The sequence below is a fragment of the Solibacillus palustris genome (assembly GCF_022549215.1).
Lineage (GTDB): Bacteria > Bacillota > Bacilli > Bacillales_A > Planococcaceae > Solibacillus > Solibacillus daqui.
Map to the genome: position 1 here is coordinate 873,362 of NZ_JAKZFC010000001.1, position 12,176 is coordinate 885,537.

Here is a 12,176-nt window from a genome sequence, read left to right on the forward strand (position 1 = left end):
CTCCTTACTTAAAATATTGTATAGTACGTTCTCGGCAAAGTACGTATTTTGAAATGGAGGAGCGCACAAGACGCTCTGGTTGAACGAGTTGTCGAATCACATCGGGCAAAAATTTATCGAACTTTACTTCTAATACAAGCTGCTCTGGATACAAAATATTTTCATATATATTACGGTCATCAAATAAATCGATACCGTTGACGCCGGCTTTTAGTTCCTTATCAAACGTAACGCGGACATTGCCTGGTTCGAACGTATAAGCAGCGCGAATATAATCGACAATAACGCGTGGTTTAAAATTTCGATATTGTAATGCATGGTAGAAATCTCGAATTAATGGTTCAGTTCGATTACCAATTTGCTCATATTGACCATTCAATATAGCATCATATTCATCTCGAGAGATTGGTACAGATTCCTTTGAAATAAAATCTCCGTATTTACTTTTGCGTTCTAGGTTAATAATGCTGTCAGAACCATTATAAATACGAATTCGATATTTTTCTCGACCGAAAATGCCTTCGTTTTTATCGTAAATCGCATGATCGTGAACGCCATCAAAATAAAGACTTCGAATATTGTAGCCTTCTTTACTTAAAGAATGCTTATCCATCTTCATAATTGTGGATATACGTGAAACGAGCGGAGGCATTTCTAAATAATTAATATAAAATTTGAGCTCATGCCGAAATTTTTTCTCTATAAAATTCATTATTTTACCTCCACTTGGATTGTCCCGAAGAAGTTATTACCCTCGTCGTCGGTATACATATCAAATGCAGAATTTGTATGGCCTGATTTGTCTTCAACCCTAACGGATAAATAGTAAATTCCAGGTGGCAATTCAGTTACTTTTATTTCTGTTTCTCGTATTTTTTCAGCTTTTGCCACAACGTCGGTTAATGCTGGGTCTTTCGCTATCACTACATTGTAGTAAAGAGTTTCTCCTTGTAAGTCGAATGAAGGCTCCCAACTAAAGATGTGTTTGTTATTTTCTAATACAACTTCTTGATGCATATAAAATGGTTTTGGCTTTTCAAGATCAGCATAATAACGGTCAAGTGCTTGCTTTGGTGTTTGAACGATTTCAGTTAATTCTTGGTCTAAATTTGATATTTTACCGCCTAAATACTGAATATCGGGCATGCGTGAAAGATATTTTTGAGTAGCTGTATATTTTGCTAATTGTTGTTCTACAGTTTGCTCGTTAATATAAGTAGCATATAGTTCTTCAATTTTATTTGTTAGCTTATCAACATTTTTTTGGTCACGGAAATAGCGATTGAGCAATATATTTCCCCAATAGTTACTAATGCCCGATTGGTGAGGTTTAATGTTTAATGTTTTGCGTCCAAGATTCCATCCATCATCGTAATCCCAAGGTAAAATTAGCCAAGTGTTAATATTTAATGGTGAATAGAGATAGAAGTTATTTGCATCTGTATCCATATTGTCCATTAAAATATTGACTCCTACCCAAGTTAATAGATTTTCTTCATCGAAATGGTGGTCTATGACATCGTTTATTGGAATTTCATAATTATTAATGTCATTCAATAACTGGATTAGTTTGTCATGTTCTTCGCGCCCTTTAATTTCTAAAATGGATTCGAACTTTTGCTTATCATAGGTTGGATCCGTTTCAGATTTAATTTGCTCAGGATAGCGTGCAAATTCGAAAAATGTAACTTTATATAAATAACCATTTGGGTCGAATAGATGGTTGCGTAAAAACTTTTTATTAGGCTGCTCCACATGTGTATATAAACCATAGTCTTCGTAAACAGTGGAGCCGGCTGTAGTATCTTTCACATACAGGTGTACAAATTGAGTACGCAAACTTGAAATGTTAGGGATATTTTCCATTAAGTCGAAGCTTAATTTGTTACGCACTTTTGTTAAGTCTTTGAAATGCTTATTTAAATTAAGTGTCGTTTGGTCATTCCAAGTACCAGCGCTATCAAGCAAATCAATTTTATAAGATTTTTGTGGTTGGTTACGAGCTGTATTACCTCGCAAACTGATTTTTGCATTGGCATCAGTTGCATCATAGCCAAACATGCCGTTTTTGGGGCCAGCACCATTTGGTAGCCCTTCTTGTAATATAATTCGTAAATTATCCTCACTGTATCGTTCGATAACTCGGTTTAAGCCATACCAATCTAAGTTTGGTTTTTCTGAATCAGGTAGCACGGTCATATAAAATGTTTTAATAGAAGAATCCTCATCTCGTTCATAAATCCGTTTATCATCAATCGTTATTGTATTAATGACACTAGGGTTTTGAATTTCTTCTAGATTGGATTCAGAGTCTATGTTTTCATTTGAATCGCTACATCCTACTAATAATACGACAAATGATAAAACCGCTAAAAATTTCACCTTATTTTGTTTAAATGGTTTGAATTTTTTTGTAAGACCAAGTGTCAAACTTGCTTGAGGACAATACGTGTAATAGTCAATATTGGTTAAAATATAGTACAGGCGCAATAACGAACCGCATAACACGATAAATGACGCTAAAAAAAAGCCTACCCCATGCATGGATAATTGCATTGAGAAATAGGTGAGGGTCGCACATAATACGACGAATGCACCTGATAATAATAAAATCCCTTTTCGATCATCAAAATACATCAATAAATGGAAGGCTACGAACATTAAAATAAAGAAAAAGTAACCTAGGCAAAGCATGATAAACACATCAAGCTGCTCCATTGTGAAACCGATTCGAGATAAATACAATATCCCAAGAGCAATTGCGAGTGTGGTAAATAATAATTGGATTTCTGCTAAAAAACCAATTCTTTTTAAAAGGACTTTTTGCATTTTTTTCTTCGCAGTTTGAATATTATCATATGTTCCACCTTCTGTAACATTTTTATAATAAAATAAAAAGCGCTCGTAAAAATCGGTTTCAATAATAACGACAAAAAAGATTAAAGAAGGCAATACGGATAAATAAGCATAAAAGACTGGGACATCGTAAAACGGCATTAATAAATAGTGTCCTGCTATTACTTGTGAATTATCGGAGAAGAACCAGTACACTAAATTATGAATATAAACACCAGAATAAACAAGGACGCCGCTAATAAATATAGATGGATACTTTTTAGCAATGGAGAAAAATGCAAAATAATTTTTTTTCGCATTGCTAGGAAATACTTGCTCAAAATGATAGCCAGAAAATATAACAATACTTGCAAAACCTATATCCATGCCAAGTAAAGCGATAATTACAGGTGAGAAATCACTGTATTGAAATAATAAAAAACTAACAATGATAGATAATAAAGCAGCAATAGCAAAGCTTCTAAAAATGCGTTTATAATCCTTTAATGCAGACATAAAAACATTTTGTGTCCATATGACAACAAGTTCTACAAAGAAAAGATACGCCACTAATTTATAGAAACTACTTTCTTCTAGAAAAAATAGAAAGATTGCTGCAATGATTGCTGCAATTGGTAAAACTACTAATATACTTCCGTAATACGCATTTATGATATCCTCGTATTTTTTTTCATAAATACGGTCTGCGATATAGCGCGTAACGAGTAAAGTAATTCCAGATGTAAGAATAATCGAAAATACAAAACAATAGGCAAGTGTGGCAATAAATAATTCATTTTCTAAATAGGTAACGCCATTTTGCTTCATTAATAATTGTTGAATGAACACGAGGATTAAACATAAAATCATCGGGCCAATCGTCGTCATTGTCGAATATGCATAGGCTTGTAGATTATTTACTAACCCTTGCTTTCTATAGAGTTTTCGAAGTTCAAATCCGATTCCTGCCATTTGCTAATCCCCTCCTAATCGAGCATAAATCTCTTTGTAGCTATTAATAAAATCTGAACGCTTATACAAATTGGCAACTCGTTGGAAAGCATTTGAGCCAAATTTCTGACGTAAAGTTTCATTTTTACATAGTGTGATGACATAGTTCGCCATTTCTTCATAGTGCATAACCGGCACAATATAGCCTGCTTGTCCGTAAATATCATTTGTTCCTTCGATTAACTCGCGACATCCGCCAACATTTGTACAAACAAACGGTTTCGAACAAGCAAAGCCTTCTAAAATAGCTAAAGGCTGACCTTCACTAATACTTGATAAAATTAAGATATCAAGATTAGCTAAATAGTCTTTTATTTGTACCATACCTGTAAAATGAAGGTTTTTCAAATTTAAAATTGAAACCAATTGCATACATTCTTCGTAATAATCTGAATCCTCCTCGGTAGGTCCCATAATATAAAGTTCTACGTTTGGCAACTTTTGCTCAACTAAGGCAAACATTTGAATCATCATTTTAATATCTTTAATTGGTACAACACGAACAATGGCGCCAATTCGGATTTTATCATTTGGTAATGTGCGTTGGATATTTTGAAAGTCACTCACTTCAATCCCATTTGGAATAATACTAATTTTTTGAGGGTCACAACCAAGCTCAATTTGAATTTCTTGATTGCGTTTAAATAACGTAATTACCTCATCTGCAAGGTTGTATATGGAATTGGATAATGTGTAAAAATAATTAATCCATAAATCTTTGAAATAGCCCTTTACCCAGTTGGCCTTAATAATTTCTTCCTCGCGTTCACGGGAATAAATACCATGCTCAGTTAAGATTAAAGGCTTGTTATAAACAGCTTTTGCGAGCGCTCCTACGACACCCGCATAGCCTGTTGAAACAGAATGATATAAATCAGCTTTTGGAATGTCCCCACGAATAATTAAAAATAAGGGTAAGATCATCGAGCTTACAGTCCAAAATAATTCTGTATAAGGAACTTGTGAATATTTTGTCTGAGCCAAATCTTGAATGATGTCATAGAAATCTTTACTGGATAAAAATTCGGCAACATTTCGATATTGGTCACTACGAATAAATTGAAATAAGTTTGGCCAATTTACTTGCTCCTCACCACTTACTAAAGCGTATAAATCTTGTTTTTGTTCAGGGGTTAATCCTAATCGTTTTCCCCATTTTGCTTGCTCATTTAAATGAGCATCTAGAAATACTTCATGTACTTGAATAAGGTTTGGTGGCAATTGATATTTGAATTTACCTTGTTGTTTCTTTTCCGCAGCAATTGCAAAAATAATAAATTCGGTATCGGGCATTGCGTTCATTAGAGAATGAATCCAACTGGAAACGCCACCTGCTACATATGGATATGAACCTTCAGCAATTAAACAAATTCTCATATTTGTACCTCATTTAAAAATAATTTCAAAATTCTCTGAAGTTGCTTTAATTAAATACGTATTATCGTCTATTTTTTCGTAAGAGATGTTTTTCGTTGTTTTAATGGTTTTCTCTGTACGAAGGATAAAGTCGAGCTGTGAAAAGAATGGTTTAATATGCCCAATAATTTGCTCTTCAGTTTGTTCGAATGTTACGGATGAATTAAGTGTGCTCGCTTGTTTTAACGCAGCATTTGTTGCTGTTGTAGCATGTAACCAAGGATAACGTTCATGAATATCACCAAAAAATTGTTCAAATTCTTCAAACATACTCGTCCAACCACCTTTACTGCGGTCTTCACTAATTACATCATCCGGATGGATAAAATGAGATAATACACCTAAGCTCGTAATGGCGTTTACAATTTCCCATTCATTTGTTTCGGTAGGGAAGTAGCCTGAAGAAATTCTAGGCATTTCAACGATGGCATCTTCGCTCACTTCGAACTCTTGAACATAGGATCGATTCGTTATGTCTTCGGAATAAAGGGATGCGATTGTAATCAAGTTAGGGAGCGCTTCTTTTATAATACTTCGTGCTTCTTTAGATAAAACATTGGAAGGTGGAACATATGAAGAAACCGTATATGAAGGAAAGGCCTTTTTGGTATACGTCTCGACCTCTCTAAGTGCTTGCTTCATATGATCAATGGATTGCCAATGATTATAACCGAATGTTTTCGAAACGGCTGAGTCCAACGTTAACGACTGGTGATTATAGCCATGATAGCCAATTTCACCACCACTATTAATAAGTTCGCGCCCAAAGCCTACTAAATATGTAAGCTCAATATCTTGCGAGTTATTGAAGGGGGGGGTGACTTTGTCTTCATAGGATTCGATTAATGCGCCTGTATACACTAAATTAAATTTTTGGGAAGCTTCCAACATATCGGGCCACCAAACATTTCGATAAAAGTTAGGTAAATCTAGTTCAAATTCCTTGTAAATAATTTCATTTCTTCCTTTAGCAATGGGTGCGGGGAAATCATCGATAAAAAAGGTTTTTGAGTTAAAGATAGGATAGATAAAAGGATCTCCCGGCATGCTTAACATCCCGGCAATTACCCCACGAGAATATTTTTCAGCCGCAATATTCAAGTTAAGTATAATAAAATTGCCCTCACCAAATTCTTTTTTCCATAAAAGAGGTACACCAGATAAATTTTTCATAGCAGGTTCAATCGTACTTTCAATCGTTACGTTTAAGCTACTATCGTTTAGGCTTCCTTCTAAAAATACTCTTCCTTTTGCCCCAATTAGTACATTGGATGTTACTTCAATACCTGTTGTTGTTGTAAAATCCGAGTAATCAATGATCCCTAATTGGCGGTTAAGAATTTCGAATAGGGCATCAGGCTCAAGTGTTGTCATTGAAAATAAATTGCCACCTGTTTCGACAAAGCTTTCAATTTCATCGATTGTTCCAACATCATCTAAATATGGTGTTGCAAGTAAAATATTAGGACACTTATTGAATTCAACTTTACTCAGCTCTGCATCGTATGTTTTATATGGTTTTTTTAAATATTGAAGTGTTTTTTCAATATTGGATTTAAGCTTTTCATATTCTTCGTTATACAAAATACAGTATTCTGCATTCGAAATTGCCTGTACGTGTTTTGTAGTAGGTTGTAATACTTTAGAGCTAACGGTTAAATCCAGCTCATTCTTCACAGAATTTAATATAAAATCTGAGCGCGAAAGTTGTAAAATAACCCCACATAGAAATATTAGTATTAAAATGTAAAAAATCTTTTTATTATTTAATAATCCGTTCATTTGCGTTAAACACCCCAGACCAATATCGTACATAATTAAGAGCTTCATAAGAAAGCGTAATTGGCGCAGCTTTTAACGCCTCAATTTCGTGCCTTAGATTTTCAACAGCAAAAGTTTCAAAATAAATTTTCATCGCTAAAATATAGGCTTGTTCATTTAAAGGGTATTGCTGCTTGAATAATTTCACTGTTTGTTCTGCAGCAATGGTATCTTGAAATGCGAGTTCCATGTGTATTTTGTCAATAAACGTTTTTTCTGTCGCATCTTCATTGTTAATGATTTGCTCCATTATTTGAATGAACTGTGCTTGGTATTTTTTTGTCGATTGCCCATCTAAAAATCCACTATTTAAATATTCTTTTATAATGTTTGCGTATGTGTGAGCCAAAGTTGAATTGTTTCGGTTTTGGCTGTATTCTACCTCTAACTTTTGCATGAGTAAGGTTAACTTTCGTTTTACTTCAATAACTGCGGTTACCGCATAGTGAGATGTTTCCGTATCTTCATTGACTACTGCTGTTTTTAAGACATCGATATATTGGAGTGCATCTTCCTTTAATATATCGATTAATACTTTTCTTCTAACCGATACATTATTTACAAGGAGTGCTTCTTCGATGGAAATAATATTTAATTCGTTTTGCTTTTCAATTTTGCTGATCGAATTTAAATCCTCAAGTTGGAGGTCTTCAACTTGGGCATCCAAATAATTACCGAAAAAGTGCTCATCTTTTTTTAACCATTTATTTGGCCAAACGGTAGGGATGAACCAACCGATAATTGGCAAAAAAGTGACGATCGCCAATTTTAATAGCCATTCCTTTATATTTCCTTTACTTATAAGGAATGTAGCGATGATCGATAATAATAAATAGATTCCAAAATAAATCATAGATTATACACCTTCTCATCTACTGCGTGCTCAAAGCCAGCATTATAGAAGCGTTTTAATATAAAGGGTAAATCGACTTCATTTGTATTCGAAAGTAATACATGTAATTTTGAATGATTGTACCCTAAGTAGTCTGTTTCTCGTAGCATGTTCCCTAATGTTTTGGATATATCTATTAAGTTTGCCTCTTCTACAGTGAATGTTAATAAATGATAGGGGATGCCGTAAAGGTCCTTTGCCTCTTTTTTTGCAGCCAGGATTTCTTTAAATGTATTCATTTGCAATATATTCGTACTTTCAATATAGCGATTGTCTTCTGAAAGTTTAATAAACTCAAATGCACGCGATAATGAAGATTGGATTAATTGTTTCACTACGATAAAAAGATTTTCATAGTACTGTGAAAAGTTCTCAAAAGGTAATTTTCCAATTGAAATAATGGCTCTAATTTCTTGATCGTAAAAAATTGGAGCTACCATTAATGGTACGTTTGGCTCTAATGCACGATTAATAAAAGGTTGACCAGTCGCAATAATTTGCTGGATATAAGGTGTTTCATCAACTTTTAAAGAAGTTTGAAGCTGCTCATTTCTAGTGAACTCCGAATGTGCCGTTAAGCGTAAATAGGTATGATTTTTATTTAAAACATAAATGGAAACATCTTTACTATTCATGACACGTTCAACGACCATTACAGTATTCGTAAAGATTTTTTCGGGTTCTAAATTATCCAATTCTTTAATTAAAGAATAAATTTTACCGAAGCTGTCTTCGTTGTTTTTCACTCGAAACTGTAATTCCTCATTTACTTCACGTACTTCAGTATGCACGTCTTCTAAAAACTGATAGCGTACTTGTAGTTCTTGAAGCTGCTCATATTGTTCGGAAATTTTGTCGTTTTTTCGTTGTACAGAATAGCCAACTAAGAGACCGATGAATAGAAACGTAACGATTTGGAATAAAAATGTCGAGTCATAGAGCAAGGATATGGCTTCACGACCACGATGAAGATAATCGTAAACTAATAATAAAAATGAAAGAACAACACTTGTAAATGATTGTTGATTCCCATAAATAGAACCAATCGCCATAATATAAAAGACTCCAAAAATAAAAATAGACATAGAAGGTAAATTTAATTGCAGTAACAAAAAGCTAATAAGAATGAATATTAATGTATTTTCTAAGTACGATTTTGATTGAATTAACCAATTAGGAAACTTATATTTTTTTTTTGCCTGCCGAGTTTCCTTTTTCTTTCGTTTTTGCTGTTGTTCTTGTGCCCAAAGATATGTATTGGCTAATCCCTCATCAATTGTGTACATTGGAACCCAATCTAAAGTAGTTTTTACTTTAGTATTATTTAATGAAGAATGAAGAATATCTCCTTCTCTTGCATTTGTATAAGTTGTTGTAAGAGACATACCTTGAGCTTTCAATATTTCTACTAGCTGAAACACACTTGTTTGAGTATTTGTTGATAAATTATATGTGCCTGTAATAAAACTTTGTGTGGCGCGGAAAATGGCATATGCGACATCTTTTACATAAATAAAGTCGCGTGTTTGTGAACCATCACCATGTATTTCAAGGGTTTCGTTTTGATGTGCCTTTGCAATAAATGTTGCAACGACACCTCCTTCACCTTCGCTTGTTTGTCTCGGGCCATAAACATTCGAAAATCGGAAATTAATGACGTCAATCTTGTGTTGGGTTTCCCAGTTAGAACAATATTGTTCGCCAACCCATTTGCTCAGTCCATAAGGTGCTATCGGTTGAGGGATTTCCGTTTCGTTTAAAGGTAAATTCGTATTGTTTCCATAAATAGCTGCGGATGATGCAAAAACAAATTTTTTAACATTGTATTGTTGGGCCAGTTGTAACATATTAATTAAGCCAAGTATATTTGCTTCAGCATCATATATCGGGTTTTGAATTGAATTTGCAACACTAACTTGTGCAGCAAGATGAATAACAAAATCGAATTGGTAAGATGCGAAAATCTCTTTACATTTAGGGTCTGTAATCGAAGTGATATGTTTTTTATGCTTTATCGATACATTATCTTGTTTTCCAGTGGAAAGATTATCAAGAATATGTACTTCATAACCTTCTTTATAAAATTGCTCGGCAACATGCGAACCAATAAAGCCATATCCTCCAGTTATGAGCACTTTCATTAGCAAATCCCTCCTATCGCTTTAATACAATTTACAGCTTGCAAAAGAAAAAAGAAATGATTCTTTATTTTGTGTAAATGAAATTTTTGGATTACTAGTATCATTAATGTGGTGACTATAACGGCACATGCGATACGTGTTTCCTGTTAATGACAAATTTTTAATGTTTTGTTGTAAAGTGATTTCATAGTAGCCTTGTTTTTTTGTATCATTCGCAAAAAACTTGTTGTTTTTTACTTCAATATTCGAAGCTCCACCATTGCTACTGCTTTTAGAACCGCCAATTACGAGCCCAGCCTTATCATTGCGTTTTATGGTGTTATTTTGAATAATAATGTTCGTTGTAGCACTTGATGTATTTTCACTACCGATAGAAATTCCGTAGTTATTGTTTTCGACATAATTATTAAGAACTTTTATATGAGCACCACCATCTACATAGATTCCAGCCGCAGAGTCATCCCCCTTATAAGCAGGATTATTTTTAGAAGAGTGTCGAGTCACCTTGTTATTAGAGATTGTTCCGTAGCGGGCAAAATCTGTACAACCTTTTTCACTACAAGCATTGTAGTAACCAGCAACATCAATCCCAATATTATTATTGTTATATAAAGTGTTTTTGTCGATTAAAAAATTTGTGACATTCCCACTAAGTGTTAGACTTTCACTGCTCCCTAGGGTTAAGTCGTGCAGTCGGTTGTTTTGAATTACAATATTTTCAATAGGGTTTGGACTATTGCCGTATACTAATATTCCATGGGCATTTCCTTTTATATGGTTGTTGGCAATATCGTGAATTATATTGTCTGTTAGGTAGATGTGATTACCGAATCCCTGGATTAATATGCCTGCTGGATAAAAATCATCATCATCGGTCGTAATGTTTCGTATTTCAAATCCTGAAATTTTCAAGTAGTTACTATTACGAATAGAAAATGCGGCTTGTTTTGACTCGTTTTGATCCCGCTTTGCTCCATCTAGTACTACTTTTTCGTTTTGATAGGGACGAATTGTAATAAACTGTTTTGAGTCTGTGAATTTGTTTTCTATTGTTAGCAACTCATAATAAACGCCATTACGAACTAAAATTTCATCTCCATGATTACTCTCATTAATCGCATGTTGAATTGTTTGGTAAGGTGAATCAATTGAACCATTTCCCTTTATATCGCTACCATTTGTTGCAACAAAAATTGATTTAGTTGCAAAAGCAGAACTAGGGATTAAAAAAAGCATAAGGATGAAAGCTACGTTAATTACAAAACTACGAATAATAATCTCCTCCTAAAGATGTTTAATGAAATAGTTATTGTTTTACAAGTCCTTGGCAATAAACGTTTAACAAACATAAAAAAGAAGTCCCTACCCAAGTCTTGTATAATGATAATGGACTAAAACATCATTAGAGACTGGCGGGTTACTCCATTTGAACATTATACGACATCTAAGTATATTTAGCATTGAGGAACTATTCGAAAAGGAACCTACCTTAAAATTAAGAGATTTATACCAAACAGAGAATCATGCCTTTGTTTGTATTTTATATATGAGAAATTATGAAATAGACTCATTTGTAAATTTAATAGAATTATGTAAGTTAATTCGAATCCAATGAAGAGTTAGTTGATCAAATCAGGTCTTTTGTAATGTACCTGAACAGTTAACCTTTTATTTTCGGTTAAAACATAAGTCTTATGGATAATGATATATAAAAAATAACGTTTAGACAATCCTTTTTACCTAGTTCGGCGGAAAAAATTAGAAATATATTTATTGATCTTCAATCGGATTTGGGGAACTAATGGAAAATGTGAACCATATTGAATTTCGTGTCTCTTTATTCAAATTCAAAAATCATAGTAAGAAAGAAGATGTTTACGACTTCGGCTAAGGGTTAATCGCTAATCTTCCAGAAATAAAAGCTGAAATTATTGATATTAATTAGAAGTCGCTAATGGAAGATAAGTTAAAAAAATAGGCTTTAACTGGCGATTTATGCTATGATTAAAAACGTTGATATTTATTCAGTATGTGTCTAAATGCTAGTAGATAGGATTAAT

General features: G+C 33.6%; 7 protein-coding genes. All 7 read right to left on the reverse strand.

What is annotated here, in order from left to right; all coding sequences use genetic code 11:
* Positions 1–4 precede the first annotated feature (4 nt).
* Genes LZ480_RS04050 through LZ480_RS04080 form a run of 7 tightly spaced genes read right to left on the reverse strand, consistent with a single transcriptional unit; the run spans position 5 to position 11,352 of the window.
* Complete coding sequence (locus tag LZ480_RS04050) at positions 5–712, reverse strand: polyphosphate polymerase domain-containing protein (protein WP_241368097.1); 708 nt, start codon at positions 710–712, stop codon at positions 5–7.
* A complete protein-coding gene (gene pelG / locus LZ480_RS04055) occupies positions 712–3,807 on the reverse strand; it encodes an exopolysaccharide Pel transporter PelG (RefSeq protein ID WP_241368098.1) in 3,096 nt (1,031 codons plus the stop codon). The genes LZ480_RS04050 and pelG overlap by 1 nt, the downstream gene beginning before the upstream one ends.
* Before the next feature lie 3 nt (positions 3,808–3,810).
* The gene (pelF, locus tag LZ480_RS04060) at positions 3,811–5,223 is read right to left on the reverse strand and encodes a GT4 family glycosyltransferase PelF (RefSeq protein WP_241368099.1); all 1,413 of its coding nucleotides are present in this window, start codon (positions 5,221–5,223) and stop codon (positions 3,811–3,813) included.
* A gap of 9 nt (positions 5,224–5,232) precedes the next feature.
* Positions 5,233–7,044 carry a DUF2194 domain-containing protein gene (locus LZ480_RS04065; RefSeq protein WP_241368100.1) on the reverse strand — a complete coding sequence of 604 codons (1,812 nt, stop codon included), beginning with the start codon at positions 7,042–7,044 and terminating at the stop codon, positions 5,233–5,235.
* A complete protein-coding gene (locus LZ480_RS04070; RefSeq protein ID WP_241368101.1) occupies positions 7,025–7,936 on the reverse strand; it encodes a hypothetical protein in 912 nt (303 codons plus the stop codon). Before LZ480_RS04070 ends, LZ480_RS04065 begins: the two co-directional genes overlap by 20 nt.
* The gene (locus tag LZ480_RS04075) at positions 7,933–10,116 is read right to left on the reverse strand and encodes an NAD-dependent epimerase/dehydratase family protein (protein ID WP_241368102.1); all 2,184 of its coding nucleotides are present in this window, start codon (positions 10,114–10,116) and stop codon (positions 7,933–7,935) included. The genes LZ480_RS04070 and LZ480_RS04075 overlap by 4 nt, the downstream gene beginning before the upstream one ends.
* Before the next feature lie 21 nt (positions 10,117–10,137).
* Positions 10,138–11,352 (reverse strand): right-handed parallel beta-helix repeat-containing protein, encoded by a 1,215-nt coding sequence (locus LZ480_RS04080; protein ID WP_241368103.1) that lies wholly within the window; start codon positions 11,350–11,352, stop codon positions 10,138–10,140.
* Positions 11,353–12,176: the final 824 nt, after the last annotated feature.

Bases quoted from the DNA above. Each gene is read 5' to 3' on its own strand.
- LZ480_RS04050 (WP_241368097.1), bottom strand. From the start codon at position 712: ATGAATTTTATAGAGAAAAAATTTCGGCATGAGCTCAAATTTTATATT.
- pelG (WP_241368098.1), bottom strand. From the start codon at position 3,807: ATGGCAGGAATCGGATTTGAACTTCGAAAACTCTATAGAAAGCAAGGG.
- pelF (WP_241368099.1), bottom strand. From the start codon at position 5,223: ATGAGAATTTGTTTAATTGCTGAAGGTTCATATCCATATGTAGCAGGT.
- LZ480_RS04065 (WP_241368100.1), bottom strand. From the start codon at position 7,044: ATGAACGGATTATTAAATAATAAAAAGATTTTTTACATTTTAATACTA.
- LZ480_RS04070 (WP_241368101.1), bottom strand. From the start codon at position 7,936: ATGATTTATTTTGGAATCTATTTATTATTATCGATCATCGCTACATTC.
- LZ480_RS04075 (WP_241368102.1), bottom strand. From the start codon at position 10,116: ATGAAAGTGCTCATAACTGGAGGATATGGCTTTATTGGTTCGCATGTT.
- LZ480_RS04080 (WP_241368103.1), bottom strand. From the start codon at position 11,352: ATGCTTTTTTTAATCCCTAGTTCTGCTTTTGCAACTAAATCAATTTTT.